The organism is Pseudomonas sp. NPDC088885 (assembly GCF_044750025.1).
In the GTDB taxonomy this organism is placed as follows: domain Bacteria; phylum Pseudomonadota; class Gammaproteobacteria; order Pseudomonadales; family Pseudomonadaceae; genus Aquipseudomonas; species Aquipseudomonas rustica.
On record NZ_JBIVJB010000043.1, the window covers coordinates 23,170 to 37,776 of the forward strand.

Genomic DNA, 14,607 nt, shown 5'->3' on the forward strand with positions numbered 1-14,607 from the left:
CCTCGTGCAATTTTTCGATTCAAAGCGACAGTTTATCCGGGCGAAAGTGCTCTGATTTTTCATTACTTTATTTTGTGGATTTTCAATGTCATCTAAAAAGACCCTCGCCCTGGCCCTGTGTGTAGCGATCACCGGTTGCGCACAGACCCCAAAAAACGATGCGGAAGGCACCAGCACTTGGTGGCCGTTCGGTTCCTCCGACAAAGTCGCGGCCAAAGAGCCAGCTCCAGCCCCGTTGAAACATGCCGCAACCGCGCCGGTTGCCAAGTCTGAAAGCAGCAACCCTTGGTACTGGCCGTTCGGTTCCGATGACGAAGCCGTCAAGGCTGACATGAAAGCCGAAGTCGCGCCTGAAGCGAAAAAACCGGTCGCCGTGGCCAAGGCTGATGCCGATTCGGGCGCTAAATGGTGGTGGCCGTTCGGCGCCAAGGACGATCAAACCCCTAAAGCCGTGCCGATGCCAGATCCGAAAGTGACCCAGGCCTGGATCGACGATTACGAGCCGCGCCTGCGCGAAGCGGTCAAGGACAGCAACCTGCAACTCGAGCGCCGTGAAAACGTCTTGGTCGTTACCGCACCGGTAGAAGGTTCGTTCAACCCGGATCGCCCGGCCATGCTGTTGCCGGTCACCCTTGGCCCGTTCACTCGCGTGGCTAAAATCCTCGAAGCCGATCCGAAAACCGCTGTGCTGGTACTCGGTCACAGCGACACCAGCGGTTCCGCGCCAGCCAACGTCAAGCTGAGCCAGGAGCGTGCACAAGCCATCGCGGCGATTTTCCGCCTCAGCGGTTTGCAGCGTGATCGTCTGATGCTGCGCGGCATGGGTTCCGAAGCACCGCGTGCGGCCAACGACAGCGTTGAAGGTCGCGCCCTGAACCGTCGCGTCGAGATGCTGGTGACGCCGCAAAACACCATGGTTGCCCTGCTGAGCAAGTACAACATGCCAGCACCGAAGCCCGTCACCATGGTGGCGGCGCAAGACGTCAAGCCAGTGGCCAAACCGGTAACTCCGGCTCCGGCCGCGAAGAAAGCCGCTGTACCGGCCACCAAAAAAGCCCCGGCGAAAAAAGCCGCTGCCAAGGCGCCTGCGAAAAAAGCCCCGGCCAAGGCACCGGCGAAGAAAACCACGCCAGCCAAAGCGTCGACCACCGACAAGAAAGTCGCGGCGACCGATACCACCAAAAAGTGATTCGCTAACGAAAGGAATGCGCCATGACCCAGGCTCTGGCAGATATGCGTCGTGATTACACCCGGGATGGTTTGTCCGAGGCGCAAGCCCCGGCCGAGCCGTTTGCGCTGTTCCACCAGTGGTTCGCCGACGCGGTGAAAACCGAGCAGGCACCGGTGGAAGCCAACGCCATGACCCTGGCCACGGTTGATGCGGACGGTCGTCCGCATTGCCGCATTCTGCTGCTCAAGGGCCTGGACGCGCAGGGCTTTACCTTCTTCACCAATTACGAAAGTGCCAAGGGCCAGCATCTGGCGGCGAATCCGTTTGCCGCCATGACGTTCTTCTGGCCAACCCTAGAGCGCCAGGTGCGCATCGAAGGGCGCGTCGTGAAGGTCACGCCTGAAGAATCCGATGCGTATTATCAAGTGCGTCCGCTGGGCAGTCGTCTCGGTGCCTGGGCGTCGCCGCAAAGCCGGGTGATCAACGGCCGTGGTGAACTGGAAGACTTGCTCAAGGCGACTGAACAACGTTTCTCCGATAGCCAGCCTCACTGCCCGCAACACTGGGGCGGTTACCGCTTGCTGCCTGAGCGCATCGAATTCTGGCAGGGCCGCCCGAGCCGTCTGCACGATCGCCTCAACTACCGTCTGCAGACCGGCCAATGGTCTGTTGAACGTCTGGCACCTTAAGCAGTCTACCGAGCGAGATAGCTTGCCGCAGCGACAATGAGCCACTGCGGTAGATCGCGGCGCTTGATCTTCTGCGCCCGAGCGCTCGCCAGTTGCTCGAGCATGTAGGCGCGTTTACCTTCATCCTTGCCGGCCAGCGACAGCGCCAGGTCGCGATCCATCCAGCGTTTGATCCGCACGTACAGCCACCCGTGGAAGTACAGCCCGGCGATAGTGGTGACGACTATGATGAAGTAATCCATGAAAATCCTTGGGGGCGGTGGCGCAGGATCCGTAATTTGGCGCTACTGTAGGGCTCTAGAAGGAAACGTGCAGGCGTCTGTACCTCGCCTGAATGAAAGCAAATTTGTCCGGGCTGCGCCGTGACAGGCGTCAAGCAGCGGAGTTTAATGAATATATGTTCTTTTGGAGTTGATGCTATGCGTAAGTCTGTTCTGCTGGTTGCTTCCTTTTCCACGATGGCGATGTTGCTTACCGGCTGCCAATCGAGCCTGACCGGTGACTCCTACTCCCGTGACGAAGCGCGTCGCGTGCAGACGATTCGCATGGGCACCATCGAATCCCTGCGCCCGGTCAAAATCGAAGGCACCAAAACCCCGATCGGCGGCCTCGCCGGTGCAGCAGTCGGCGGCGTCGGCGGCAGCGCCATTGGCGGCGGCAAGGGCAGCATCGTTGCAGCGGTCATCGGTGCGGTGGCGGGCGGTTTGATTGGTTCGGCGACGGAAGAAGGTTTGACCCGTACTCAGGGCGTGGAAATCACCGTGCGTGAGGATGACGGCAGCATGCGTGCTTATGTGCAGCAGGTTCAGGAGAACGAAGTGTTCCGTGTTGGCGAACGCGTGCGCATCTCCACCGTTGGCGGAACCAGCCGCGTTTCGCACTAAGCGGAATTCAGGGTAAAGAAAACCCCGATCAGGAGACTGGTCGGGGTTTTTTTAGGACATTTACTCGCTTCCATGACAACCCATTTGAAAATTGTACTTAGAGTCGTAGAAGGCTCGACCGATTAAAGCTTCCAATTGCTTTATCTGCTCTTGGTCTAGGTCATAACCAAAGATTTCGTCTTCGGGGTTGACCCAATGCATGATTATTCTGAGCCGCTCAATGTTTCCATCGGGAACGGGGATCTCGAAAACCAACCGATCTGTGCGTTTATTAAATGCCTCGACGGTGTGATTGAGCTTGAAATTGCCGTAAGTCATTCGATGCACACCAACTGAACTATGTGATTTGCGTCCAAGAGCTTTTCTCCAGTCCAGTCCTCCAAAACTTTGATCTGCTCTTCGTCTAAATCAGAGCCATCGAACTCATCTTCAGGTTCTTGCCAGTTCATCAGCGCCTTCAATGCTTCCTTGTGATGCGCCGCGATCTCTACGGTAAGGAGCAAATCCTCAGTCGTTCGATCGAATACCTCTATGACATGCTTCATTTTTCTACTCTCCTTGTGGAATCGGCAGTCTTTGTTTGTTTCCCTGTTTTCGGGTCGTATTCTCCAAGATGTTTTCCTTGCTTGGTGTACATCTCAACCTTGCCATGCTGAGAGTCCCATTCATAAATTTTCCCCGATGCATCTTTCCAACGTCTTCGCTTTTTTCCTCCACCGCGAACGGAGGTTTTCAGTGGTGCAGGTTTTGCGTCTGGAAAGGCCGGCAGCGAAGCAGGGGCGGGGTGGTATTTGAAATCGTTTGGAACGTTTAAGACTATATATACCGGCCTAACACCCGAATTAGCCGGAAACACCAAAATGAAATCCCGGTACTCCGGCGGATAAACCGGATTAACCAGAATCCCGTCCGCCGCTTTCGTCGGTGGATACACCCAGATATGCGGCGCTTGCGGCGCAGCCTCCAACGCGGGAATGCCGAGAATGTCGGAGCCATCCACAGCAGGCGTCCAGATCAGTTCGACGCCTTCACCCAGATCCGCAATAAACTGGCTGCCTCGCGCGGTGAACTGCACGACATCAACCATTTCCCAATCGCGATTCTTGCCGGTGTAGAAACCGTAACCTTTCAGACTGCCGTCGGCCTGTTGTTCGATCCTCAGCCGAACGCGAGTTCGCGCCTGCTCAAGTCCGCGCAACTGCTCGTCGGTATACAGCGCACTGTCGCCAAGACTCGATGGCATGAACAGCGCGACCAAACCCACCAAAGGCGCAACAGCCGCACTGGATATCACAGCGGGCAGTGTTTCCAACACCGAACCCGCCAACGCCAGACTGCCAAACCCGGCCGGAATGGCGGTTGCACCGATTTTCTTGAGCGGGACGCCGCCGCTATCATCAGCCTCACGCGCGCCCAGCAAAATCAGCTCACCGTAGTCCTTCAAACTGTCAGTCGGCACCATCCCCGAAGGATTGGTGTAGTCGATGATCGCATCCGGCAATTTGCAGGACTTGGCGAATACGCAGCCGGCCCGAACGACATCGTCCTTTTTCGCCGCCACTTCCCGACCACGCTCGAACGCCTCCTGCCGGGCCAGCATGGCGTCGTAAGCATTTTGTCTGGCGTCGCGGTCAGCCAGTTCACTGGCCGTCATGTAGCGGTAGGTGACGTGATGCCCGTCGCCTTGCGGTGGGTTGGAAACCCGGGGAATGTCCTTGTTGCCAGCCACTGATCGTCCTTTCGTTCATCCATCGACAGCCCCTCGCAAGGGACTGGGCAACGTTAACGAAGCAGGAAAACTGTGGCTGTAGGACGCGTCTCTAAAGACGTGGGGATTAGTCGCTGTGCATCAGTGTGGCGGGACTTGTGGCGAGGGGATAAATCCCCTCACCACAGGTGTTCTACGCAGGATTCGGTAATGTGTTTCGGCGACTCGCCGCCGCCGTCACCGCATAACCAATCAGCGCCGCCAGAATCGAGCCGGTCAGAATGCCCATTCGATCCATCCCGGCGTAGTCGCTCACGCCGGGTTCAAAGGCCAGCGAACCAACAAACAGGCTCATGGTGAAGCCGATCCCGCAGAGGATCGCCACGCCCATGACCTGGCCCCAGTTGGCGCCTTGGGGCAGGGCGGCGATGCCGACTTTGACGGCCAGCCAGGTGAGGCCGAAGACGCCGACGGTTTTGCCGAGCAGCAGGCCGACTGCAATGCCCATCGGCACGTCGTGGGTGAAGCTTTCGACGGTGACCCCGCTCAGCGACAGGCCGGCGTTGGCGAAGGCGAACAGCGGCAGGATGCCGTAAGCGACCCACGGGTGTAGCGCATGTTCGAGGGTCAGCAGGGGCGACGGCTCGGCGTTTTTCGTGCGCAGCGGGATGCAGAAGGCCAGGGTCACGCCGGCGAGCGTCGCGTGGACACCGCTTTTGAGCACGCAGACCCAGAGGATCAAACCGATGATCATGTACGGCCCGAGCTTGACCACCCCGAGTCGGTTCATCGCCACCAGCGACGCAATGCACGCGGCCGCGAGGCCCAGCGACAGGGTCGACAGTTCGCCGGAGTAGAAGATCGCGATGATGACGATGGCGCCGAGGTCATCGATGATCGCCAACGTCATCAGGAACAGCTTCAACGACACCGGTACGCGCTTGCCGAGCAGGGCCAGTACGCCGAGGGCGAAGGCGATGTCGGTGGCGGTCGGAATTGCCCAGCCGCTGAGGGCTGCAGGGTTGTCGCGGTTGAGGAACCAGTAGATCAGCGCCGGCACCAGCATGCCGCCGATGGCTGCGGCGCCGGGCAGGACGATTTGCGACGGCTTCGACAGCTGGCCGTCGAGGACTTCGCGTTTCACTTCCAGGCCGATGAGCAGGAAAAACATCGCCATCAGGCCATCGTTGATCCACAGCAGCAGGGGTTTAGCGATTTTCAACGCACCGATCTGCGCCACCACGGGGGTGTCGAGCAGGCCGGTGTACAGCCACGACAGTGGCGAGTTGTTGATAATCAGAGCCAGGATGGCCGCGGCGATCAATAACAGACCGCTGGCAGCTTCCAACTGAAAGAAACGCGTGAAAGTGCTACGCAGAGGCAAGGTCGCTCTCCATCGAATCGTCAAAAAGGTGGAACACCCTAACCCGTACTGTTAGTTGTTAAAACAAAAGTTATATTCTTTTTTGTTATATGTCGTTACAGGCTGTCTGGCTCAAGCCACGGTGAGCCTAGCAGTTGCCTGACATATTGAGACTCAGCTGTATCTGTGCGGAATATAGGATTAATCCTAATCTGACGTACGAACCTTTTCAGGAGGCCAATCTCCTGTCCGATTCAACGAGAACGCAGACCATGAGCGACAACCGACAGTGGGCCCGCGAAGCCATCCGCATCATCGAAGCGGACTTCCAGCGCAGCGCCGACACCCATCTGATCCCCTTGCCGCTGCCGGGTTTTCCGGGCATCGAGCTGTACTTCAAGGATGAATCCAGCCATCCGACCGGCAGCCTCAAACATCGCCTGGCCCGTTCGCTGTTCCTTTATGCGCTGTGTAACGGCTGGCTGAAACCCGGCGCGCCGGTGATCGAAGCGTCGAGCGGTTCGACGGCGATTTCCGAAGCGTATTTCGCGCGGATGCTCGGTTTGCCGTTTATTGCAGTGATGCCGGCGACCACCTCGAAAGAAAAAATCGCCCAGATCGAGTTCTATGGCGGCAAAAGCCATCTGGTAAAAGATCCTACGCAGATTTACGCCGAATCCGAGCGTCTGGCCCGTGAACACGATGGTCACTTCATCGACCAGTTCACCTACGCCGAGCGCGCCACCGATTGGCGCGCGAACAACAACATCGCTGAATCGATCTTTCAGCAGATGCGCTTCGAGAGGCACCCGGAACCGAGCTGGCTGATTTCCAGCCCCGGCACCGGCGGCACCACCGCGACCCTCGGCCGTTACGTGCGCTATCGCCAGCATTGCACCCGCGTCTTGTGCGCCGACGCCGAGCGTTCGGTGTTCTTCGATTACTACCAGACTGGCGACGCGACTTTGCGTCTGGATTGCGGCTCGCGGATTGAAGGCATTGGCCGGCCACGGGTGGAAGCGTCGTTCCTGCCGAAGGTGATCGATGCGATGGTCAAAGTGCCGGACGCCTTGTCGCTGGCGGCCATGCATTATCTGGCGCAGCGTCTGGGCCGGCATGTTGGTGGGTCGAGCGGCACCAATCTGATCGGCGCGTTGATGGCGGCGCAGCAGATGAAAGCGGCGGGGGAGTCGGGGTCGATCGTGGCGATTCTGTGCGATGGCGGCGAGCGGTATGCCGACACGTATTACGATCAGGATTGGCTGAAGGCGCAAGGGTATGAGTTGAGTGGGTTGATTGAGGCGGTGGCGGCGAGTGCCGAGCGCGGTGAACCGCTGCCGACCTCAGTGCAACGCGCCAACATCTGACACACCGAAAACCAAATGTGGGAGCGGGCTTGCTCGCGAAGGCAGTGTGTCAGGCGATACATGTATCGACTGAAACGACGCTTTCGCGAGCAAGCCCGCTCCCACAGGGGTTTTGTGTTGTGTCAGCTAGTGCTGATTAGTCAGTCAGGCCGAGGATGTCGCGTGCCACGGCTTCGGCAATCCGAATCCCGTCCACACCCGCTGAAAGAATCCCGCCCGCATAACCCGCGCCTTCACCCGCCGGGAACAAGCCCTTCACGTTCATGCTCTGCAGCGTTTCGTTACGCGTAATGCGCAGCGGCGACGAGGTGCGTGTCTCGATCCCGGTCAACACCGCATCGTGCAGCGAGTAACCGCGAATCTGCTTCTCGAACGCCGGCAAGGCTTCACGAATCGCTTCAATCGCAAATTCCGGCAATGCCAGAGACAGATCGCCCAGCGACACGCCCGGTTTGTACGACGGCTCGACTTCGCCCAGCTCGGTCGAAGGAATGTCATTGATGAAGTCACCAACCAGTTGCGCCGGCGCCTTGTAATCGCTGCCGCCAAGGATGAAGGCGTGGGATTCCAGACGTTCCTGCAACTCGATCCCGGCCAGCGGGCCGCCCGGATAATCGACTTCCGGGGTAATACCAACAACGATGCCGGAGTTGGCGTTGCGCTCGTTACGCGAGTACTGACTCATGCCGTTGGTGACTACGCGGTTCGGCTCGGAAGTCGCCGCGACCACGGTGCCGCCCGGGCACATGCAGAAGCTGTAGACCGAACGGCCGTTCTTGGCGTGGTGCACCAGTTTGTAGTCGGCAGCACCGAGTTTCGGGTGGCCGGCGTACTTGCCCAGACGCGCGCGGTCAATCAGCGATTGCGGGTGTTCGATGCGGAAACCCACCGAGAACGGTTTGGCTTCCATGAACACGCCACGGCTGTGGAGCATGCGGAAAGTGTCGCGGGCGCTGTGGCCGAGGGCCAGAACCACGTGTTTCGAATGCAGGGTTTCGCCGCTGGCCAATTCGACGCCGACCAGTTGGCCGTCTTCGATCAGCACGTCGGTGACGCGCTCCTGGAAGCGCACTTCGCCGCCCAGTTCGCGGATCTGCTCGCGCATGTTTTCAACCATGCCGGTCAGACGGAACGTACCGATGTGCGGCTTGCTGACGTAGAGGATTTCTTCCGGCGCGCCGGCCTTGACGAACTCGTGCAAAACTTTGCGGCCAAGGAACTTCGGATCCTTGATCTGGCTGTACAGCTTGCCGTCGGAGAACGTGCCCGCGCCGCCTTCACCGAACTGCACGTTGGATTCTGGATTGAGTACGCTTTTACGCCACAGGCCCCAAGTGTCCTTGGTGCGCTGACGGACTTCGGTGCCGCGTTCGAGGACGATCGGCTTGAAGCCCATTCGCGCCAGCAGCAGGCCGGCGAAGATGCCGCACGGGCCGAAACCGACAACGATCGGGCGCTGGTTCAGGTCGCTCGGCGCTTCGCCGACGAATTTGTAGCTGACATCCGGCGCCACGTTGACGTTACGGTCGTCGGCGAACCTGCCCAACACGTTGGCCTCGTCGCGCACTTCGAGGTCGATGGTGTAGATGAAGCACAATTCGGAGGACTTTTTGCGCGCGTCGTAGCTGCGCTTGAACAAGGTGAAATCGAGCAAATCATCGCTGGCGATGCCCAGGCGCTGCACGATGGCAGGGCGCAGGTCTTCTTCGGGATGGTCGATTGGCAACTTGAGTTCAGTGATTCGTAACATGGCGAGGATCCGGGTTCGCGGGGCGCACAACTGCGCCAGGGCGTTTGAAGGCCGCGATTATAAGCCGCAAAGGCCGGATCCGGTGAGGCTAAAACGCTCAGTCGTTGCGCGATCCGCCGAAATACCCGCAACCGCGCTGCACCTTGCCGTCGATACGCAACTCGGCGCTCATGTGCTGCACGCTGCCGGTGTTGCTGTCGATGCAGCGCTGCGGCGCGACCCACAATTCGATGCGCTGGTTATTGGCTTCGCTGCTGAGGTTGAAGCGGCCATCGCCCAATTGATCTTCAATGTATGGCACGGCGAGTGGCGGCTGGCCTTCACGGTCGATGACCATACCTTTGCCGCTGACCTTGACGTTCCACTCCGGACCATGGCCGGCGGCACGCAGGATCAGCAGTTTGAAATTCGGATCATCACACGCGGTGCCGGAGCGCTCGACGCGATACAGCTGAGTCAGATCGAGGCGATCGCCGGAGACTTTGCCGCGAACATCGGCGAACAGCTTGCCTTGCTCGTCGGCGAGGGTGGCGGCTTCTTGCAGCACGCTGGTGCCGCCGATGTCGTTGACCACCAGTTGGCGCTGATCCTGACACGGCTGGAACACCAGTTTGCCGTCAGCGGCGGTCAGTTGCTCCTGCATCCGCGTTTGCCCGACGTGCGAGGCACTTTCACGCGGGCCATCGAACAACTGGCACGCCGCAAACAACGGCAGCAGGGCAACAAGGACTAACGAACGGGCAACACGCATCTTCGGCTCTCCAGACAAGTGTCGCCACGTTACGCAGCCTGTCAGTCAAATGCAAAAGATCGCAGCCTGCGGCAACTCCTACACCGAGTTACGCCGCCCGCCGACAAAATGCAAAACATCGCAACCCCGACACTCTCCTGTAGGAGCTGCCGAAGGCTGCGATCTCTTGATCTTACCCAACGTGAAACGTCTGCCCGGTCTGTAGCCCTTCAACACTCTTGGCGTAGGCCAACGCCACATCCGCCGCAGGAACCGGCTTATAGCCACGGAAATACGGCGCATATTTGTCCATTGCTTCCAGCAACACCGTCGGGCTGATCGAGTTAACGCGCAGGCCACGCGGCAACTCTGTGGCCGCTGCCCGCACAAAGCTGTCCAGCGCACCGTTGACCAGCGCTGCCGACGCACCGCTGCGAATCGGATCGTGGCTGAGCACGCCAGTAGTGAAGGTGAACGAGGCACCATCGTTGGCGAATTCGCGGCCAATCAGCAGCAAATTCACTTGGCCCATCAACTTGTCCTTGAGGCCGAGGGCGAAGCTGTCTTCGCTCATCTCGCCCAGCGGGGCGAAGGTGACGTTGCCAGCGGCGCAGACCAGTGCGTCGAATTTGCCGGTCTGCTCGAACAGCTTGCGGATCGACGTGCTGTCACTGATATCCACATGGAAATCACCGCTGGTGCGGCCGATACGAATCACTTCGTGGCGTTGCGACAGTTCTTTGTCCACGGCCGAACCGATGGTGCCGCCAGCGCCTATCAACAGAATCTTCATCGAGCTGTACCTCAAGTGTGTGAACGAGGTTTCAGTCTAGAGTGGTTTTTTCTGTGGATAAGCGCACTAATAGGCAACCTTTGGTTTTCAAATGGAAACAATCCATGAGCGAAATGGATGATCTGGCGGCGTTCGCCGTGTTGATCGAAGCCGGCAGTTTCACCTTGGCGGCGCAGCAATTGGGCTGCAGCAAGGGGCAGTTGTCCAAACGCATTAGCCAGCTCGAAGCGCAGTTTTCCGTGGTGTTGCTACAACGCACCACTCGACGCCTGAGCCTGACGGCGGCGGGCGCTGCGTTATTGCCGCAAGCGCAGGCGCTTGTAGTCCAGGTCGAAAAGGCCCGTCAGGCATTGGCGCGATTGAAGGACGACATGGCCGGCCCGGTGCGTATGACGGTTCCGGTGTCGCTGGGGGAAACGTTTTTCGATGGATTGTTGCTGGAGTTTTCGCATCAGTATCCCGAGGTGCAGATCGAGCTGGAGCTGAACAACAGCTACCGCGATCTGTCCCGCGATGGCTTTGACCTGGCGATCCGTTCAGAAGTGGCCAATGACGAACGACTGGTGGCCAAGCCGTTGCTGGCCTGGCAGGAAATGACCTGTGCGAGTCCCGCTTATCTGGATCGATTCGGCGAACCGGCGACGCCACAGGCGCTGGCCGAGCACCGTTGTTTGCTCAACAGCCACTACAGCGGTCGCGAAGAATGGCTGTATCACCAGCAGCACGAATTGTTGCGAGTACGCGTGTCGGGGCCGTTTGCCAGCAATCACTACAACTTGCTGAAAAAAGCCGCGCTGAGCGACGCCGGTATCGCGCGATTGCCTTCCTATCTGTTGCAAGCGGAATTGGCTGACGGCCGATTGCGCTGGATCCTGCGCGATTATCAGACGCGGCGCATGCCGATGTACCTGGTGCATCCGTATCAGGGCGGGTTGCCCAAGCGCACGCAAGTGCTGGCGGATTATCTGATTGGCTGGTTCAAACGCAGCGGTGAGGCGCTGGATCGACTGCAGCGTTAACGGCGATCCCCTGTAGGAGCTGCCGAAGGCTGCGATCTTTTGATCTTTCTTTTCAAGAGCAAAAGATCGTCCGATCGCGGCCCGAGCCTTCGGCAGCTCCTACAAGGATCTTTGTTTAACGGGAAAAACGGCGGGCGATCAGGTGGTCAATCGACATCTTGCCCGGCCCGGTCGCCATCAGATACAGCAACACCGCCGCCCACGTACCGTGAGTCGGGTAAGCATCCGGGTACACAAACAGCTGAATGGTCAACGTCATCCCCAGCAACGCCATGGCCGAAAAGCGCGTAGCAAACCCAACCAGAATCAGCACCGGAAAGAAGTGCTCGGCAAACGCGGCCATGTGCGCGGCGATCTCCGGCGACAGCAGCGGCACGTGATATTCGCTGGTGAACAACGGAATAGTCGAATCAGCGAGACGCGGCCAGCCAAGCTGAAAGGTGCCGTCGATGAGGTCGATCGCCAGCCCCTCGATCTTGGTCTGCCCGGACTTCCAGAACACCGCTGCAATCGCGAAGCGCGCAATGAAAGCGATCAGGCTCTGGGGGATTCTCTCGAGCAGCGCAATGGCGCGAGTGATCAGGTTGTTCATGGCGTTACCTTATTGTTCAAGTGGGTGATGACGTTGCGCGCGATCAGCAAGGCCAGGGTCTGGCTGAGATCGAATTCAGGGCTGTTTTCGGCAGCTGCCAGCAATGGCTGGCCGTTGATCAGATGGCGGATAAACACGCTGGCACCGTGATCGATGGCGTACACCTCAACCTCCAGACCGTTGCGCAGGATCAGCGCGTGCTGGCCCTGATGGATCTCGATGCCTTCAAGTGAAGGTTCTTGCTGATGCGCAGCCCAGATCGCAACCACGGCATAAGCCGAATCGAGCAGGTGCAGGGAGGGATGAAGCTTGAAGCGCAGTTCGCTCAAGGCTTGCGGCGCGGCCAAAGCAGCGGTGATCTGTTCTTGCCGCACCGGTTGAGCGTCGGCGGCGTGATAGGCCTGCGTGCGTAAATGCTCAAGGCGCGCGACATCGGCCAGATAAGGCACGCTCGATGCCGGTTCAAAGGCGTCGATAAAGTCCGCAAACGCTTCGCCATAGCGGCTCATCAACGGACTCTGCGGTGGCTGCTGTTGTACGAAAATGGCCGCCATGGCGCGGAAAAATTCCTCGCCGACCAGTTGCGCAACCACCGGATAACCGTCCGCCAGTGCGCTGATCAACGAGCTCTGCACATTGTTGCGGTACACCGCAAAACGGCTGGCGGGATCGGCGCCGTTACTGCTGCACAAACCGGCAGGGCAGGGCAGACGTACATCGAGCAGCGCGGCGCTGAATGCGCTTTGCGTGCTCATGGCCGACTCCCGGCGCACAGCAGCATTTCGTCTGCCTGCTGCGCTTCGGCCAGCAAGGTGTTGAATGAGGGCACCTGATTGTCGCGTTCAATCAAGGTTGCCATCGGCCCGATACGATCCAGCGTCTGCCAATACAAGGCCCACACAGCCCGATCAATTGGCGCGCCGTGATCGTCAATCAGCAATCGGTCGCCGAGGTTGTCGGAATCTTCGGCAAACCCGGCCAGATGAATCTCGCCAACCGCGTGCAGCGGCAGCGCATCGAAATACGCCAATGGATCACGGTGATGATTTACGCACGACACATAGACATTGTTGACGTCGAGCAACAGCCCACAGCCGCTGCGACGGATCACTTCATGGATGAAGTCAGGCTCGTCGTACGTTGAATGCTGAAACGCCAGGTACGTTGCCGGGTTTTCCAGCAGCATTGGCCGTTTAAGAGTGTTTTGCACCTGATCGATGTGCGCGCAGACGCGGTTCAGCGTCGGCTCGTCGTAGGCCAGGGGCAGCAGGTCATTGAGGAACACTGGGCCGTGGCTCGACCAGGCCAGATGTTCGGAAAAGGAGTGTGGTTGATAGCGCTCGATCAGCTCGGCCAGACGTTGCAGGTGCTGAGTATCCAACGGCCCTTCGCTGCCGATGGACAAACCGACGCCATGCAGCGACAGCGGATACTGTTCGCGAATCAAACCGAGAAAGTGATGAAACGGGCCGCCGGCCACCATGTAGTTTTCGGCGTGGACTTCGAAGAAACCGATGTCCGGTCGGGTGTCGAGCACTTCACGAAAGTGCCCGGTCTTTAGCCCCAGCCCGGCACGGGGCGGGAGCCCGGTGAGGGCTGCCTGAGTGCGGGGGAGGGCATGGTCGTCAGGTGTGAACATGATCGTCACTCAGGCAGGCCGTGAATCAGGACTTCGCTTTGAAAGCTTCCATCTGGCCGAAACCGGTCGGCGAGGTTTTGCTTTCAGTCTTGGCGCAGGTGCCTTTAGGGACGAGCTTCCAGGCGTTGGCCTGGTAGTCGGTTTTCGCGGTGCCAGCGCAGGTGGTGCCGGCGCCTGCAGCGCAATCGTTCTTGCCTTTCATGGCCACGCCAAAGCATTTTTCCATGTCATCGGCCGCGTGGGCGGTGGAAACGGCAGCGATGCTCAGCGCAGAGCCGAGGGCCAGAACCAGGGCGGTGGCGGACAGGGTACGGGGGGTAGCAGTCATGGTGTTTCTCCAGTTTCGGTCAGGGTTTTTACAAGCGTTTTTGCGCTTGCTTAACCCTCTAGAGAAAGGTCATGGCGATGCGTTACAGCGGGGCTTGAATCTTTTCCAGAATTTTTCCTGACACCGCTGTCCCCTTGTGGGAGCGGGCTTGCTCGCGAACGCGGTGTATCAGTCGACATCATTGCTAACTGACACCCCGCCTTCGCGAGCAAGCCCGCTCCCACAGGGGATTTTTGCTGGGTTGAAGATTTGTGCTGGGCATAAAAAAACGGCCCGAAGGCCGTTTTTTTGTTGGGAGAATGCATCAACCGCCGAGGTACGCCTCGCGTACTTTCGGGTCGGTCAGCAGCGCTTCACCGGTGCCTTGCATGACCACACGACCGTTCTCCAGAACGTACGCGCGATCAGCGATTTTCAACGCCTGGTTGGCGTTCTGCTCGACCAGGAACACCGTCACACCGTCCTTGCGCAGCATTTCGATGATGTCGAAAATCTGCTGGATGATGATCGGTGCCAGGCCCAGCGACGGCTCGTCGAGCAGCAGCAGTTTCGGCTTGCTCATCAGCGCACGACC

At 59.0% G+C, this 14,607-nt stretch carries 17 protein-coding genes and 1 pseudogene; 5 read left to right on the forward strand and 13 right to left on the reverse strand.

The features are described from left to right. Nucleotides 1-85 precede the first annotated feature (85 nt). Together ACIP1X_RS17520 and pdxH are read left to right on the forward strand one after the other, a co-directional pair. The gene (locus ACIP1X_RS17520) at nucleotides 86-1,189 is read left to right on the forward strand and encodes an OmpA family protein (RefSeq protein ID WP_400753855.1); all 1,104 of its coding nucleotides are present in this window, start codon (nucleotides 86-88) and stop codon (nucleotides 1,187-1,189) included. A gap of 23 nt (nucleotides 1,190-1,212) precedes the next feature. Next, a complete protein-coding gene (gene pdxH, locus ACIP1X_RS17525; RefSeq protein WP_212550625.1) occupies nucleotides 1,213-1,860 on the forward strand; it encodes a pyridoxamine 5'-phosphate oxidase in 648 nt (215 codons plus the stop codon). 5 nt (nucleotides 1,861-1,865) lie between these two features. Here pdxH and ACIP1X_RS17530 read toward each other — a convergent pair whose 3' ends face one another. Then, nucleotides 1,866-2,102: a hypothetical protein gene (locus ACIP1X_RS17530; protein ID WP_400753858.1), complete on the reverse strand. Its 237-nt coding sequence runs from the start codon at nucleotides 2,100-2,102 to the stop codon at nucleotides 1,866-1,868. Nucleotides 2,103-2,279: 177 nt separating this feature from the next. On the opposite strand from ACIP1X_RS17530, the gene ACIP1X_RS17535 reads away from it, so the two are divergent. Then, the gene (locus ACIP1X_RS17535) at nucleotides 2,280-2,744 is read left to right on the forward strand and encodes a glycine zipper 2TM domain-containing protein (protein WP_007918566.1); all 465 of its coding nucleotides are present in this window, start codon (nucleotides 2,280-2,282) and stop codon (nucleotides 2,742-2,744) included. 60 nt (nucleotides 2,745-2,804) lie between these two features. On the opposite strand, the gene ACIP1X_RS17540 is transcribed toward ACIP1X_RS17535, so the two are convergent. The 4 genes from ACIP1X_RS17540 to nhaA all read right to left on the reverse strand — a co-directional run bounded on the left by ACIP1X_RS17540 (nucleotide 2,805) and on the right by nhaA (nucleotide 5,836). Then, on the reverse strand, nucleotides 2,805-3,062 hold the full coding sequence (locus ACIP1X_RS17540; protein WP_150651391.1) for a hypothetical protein: 258 nt from the start codon (nucleotides 3,060-3,062) through the stop codon (nucleotides 2,805-2,807). Then, entirely contained in the window at nucleotides 3,059-3,289 is a 231-nt protein-coding gene (locus ACIP1X_RS17545; RefSeq protein ID WP_400753862.1) for a hypothetical protein, read from the reverse strand. Before ACIP1X_RS17545 ends, ACIP1X_RS17540 begins: the two co-directional genes overlap by 4 nt. Further along, nucleotides 3,286-4,473: a colicin E3/pyocin S6 family cytotoxin gene (locus ACIP1X_RS17550; RefSeq protein WP_400753863.1), complete on the reverse strand. Its 1,188-nt coding sequence runs from the start codon at nucleotides 4,471-4,473 to the stop codon at nucleotides 3,286-3,288. Before ACIP1X_RS17550 ends, ACIP1X_RS17545 begins: the two co-directional genes overlap by 4 nt. Before the next feature lie 172 nt (nucleotides 4,474-4,645). Beyond that, nucleotides 4,646-5,836 carry a Na+/H+ antiporter NhaA gene (nhaA, locus tag ACIP1X_RS17555; RefSeq protein WP_053117820.1) on the reverse strand — a complete coding sequence of 397 codons (1,191 nt, stop codon included), beginning with the start codon at nucleotides 5,834-5,836 and terminating at the stop codon, nucleotides 4,646-4,648. A gap of 251 nt (nucleotides 5,837-6,087) precedes the next feature. On the opposite strand from nhaA, the gene ACIP1X_RS17560 reads away from it, so the two are divergent. After that, nucleotides 6,088-7,182 (forward strand): PLP-dependent cysteine synthase family protein, encoded by a 1,095-nt coding sequence (locus tag ACIP1X_RS17560; protein ID WP_400753866.1) that lies wholly within the window; start codon nucleotides 6,088-6,090, stop codon nucleotides 7,180-7,182. A 136-nt stretch (nucleotides 7,183-7,318) separates the two neighbouring features. Here ACIP1X_RS17560 and ACIP1X_RS17565 read toward each other — a convergent pair whose 3' ends face one another. The 3 genes from ACIP1X_RS17565 to ACIP1X_RS17575 all read right to left on the reverse strand — a co-directional run bounded on the left by ACIP1X_RS17565 (nucleotide 7,319) and on the right by ACIP1X_RS17575 (nucleotide 10,455). Beyond that, nucleotides 7,319-8,932 carry an NAD(P)/FAD-dependent oxidoreductase gene (locus tag ACIP1X_RS17565; protein WP_400753868.1) on the reverse strand — a complete coding sequence of 538 codons (1,614 nt, stop codon included), beginning with the start codon at nucleotides 8,930-8,932 and terminating at the stop codon, nucleotides 7,319-7,321. A gap of 97 nt (nucleotides 8,933-9,029) precedes the next feature. Next, a complete protein-coding gene (locus ACIP1X_RS17570) occupies nucleotides 9,030-9,683 on the reverse strand; it encodes a COG3650 family protein (protein ID WP_400753871.1) in 654 nt (217 codons plus the stop codon). A 172-nt stretch (nucleotides 9,684-9,855) separates the two neighbouring features. Continuing rightward, a complete protein-coding gene (locus ACIP1X_RS17575) occupies nucleotides 9,856-10,455 on the reverse strand; it encodes a short chain dehydrogenase (RefSeq protein WP_400753874.1) in 600 nt (199 codons plus the stop codon). Nucleotides 10,456-10,559: 104 nt separating this feature from the next. Between ACIP1X_RS17575 and ACIP1X_RS17580 the strand changes: the two genes are divergently transcribed. Beyond that, entirely contained in the window at nucleotides 10,560-11,474 is a 915-nt protein-coding gene (locus ACIP1X_RS17580) for a LysR family transcriptional regulator (protein WP_400753877.1), read from the forward strand. A gap of 115 nt (nucleotides 11,475-11,589) precedes the next feature. Here ACIP1X_RS17580 and ACIP1X_RS17585 read toward each other — a convergent pair whose 3' ends face one another. The 5 genes and pseudogenes from ACIP1X_RS17585 to ACIP1X_RS17605 form a co-directional block, all read right to left on the reverse strand. Further along, nucleotides 11,590-12,066: a DoxX family protein gene (locus tag ACIP1X_RS17585; RefSeq protein WP_400753879.1), complete on the reverse strand. Its 477-nt coding sequence runs from the start codon at nucleotides 12,064-12,066 to the stop codon at nucleotides 11,590-11,592. Beyond that, nucleotides 12,063-12,821: a DUF2063 domain-containing protein gene (locus ACIP1X_RS17590; RefSeq protein WP_400753882.1), complete on the reverse strand. Its 759-nt coding sequence runs from the start codon at nucleotides 12,819-12,821 to the stop codon at nucleotides 12,063-12,065. The genes ACIP1X_RS17585 and ACIP1X_RS17590 overlap by 4 nt, the downstream gene beginning before the upstream one ends. After that, nucleotides 12,818-13,705 carry a DUF692 domain-containing protein gene (locus ACIP1X_RS17595; protein WP_400753885.1) on the reverse strand — a complete coding sequence of 296 codons (888 nt, stop codon included), beginning with the start codon at nucleotides 13,703-13,705 and terminating at the stop codon, nucleotides 12,818-12,820. The genes ACIP1X_RS17590 and ACIP1X_RS17595 overlap by 4 nt, the downstream gene beginning before the upstream one ends. Before the next feature lie 25 nt (nucleotides 13,706-13,730). Further along, nucleotides 13,731-14,033: a DUF2282 domain-containing protein gene (locus ACIP1X_RS17600; protein WP_400753888.1), complete on the reverse strand. Its 303-nt coding sequence runs from the start codon at nucleotides 14,031-14,033 to the stop codon at nucleotides 13,731-13,733. 304 nt (nucleotides 14,034-14,337) lie between these two features. After that, nucleotides 14,338-14,607, reverse strand: a pseudogene (locus ACIP1X_RS17605) (ABC transporter ATP-binding protein); the annotation flags it as partial.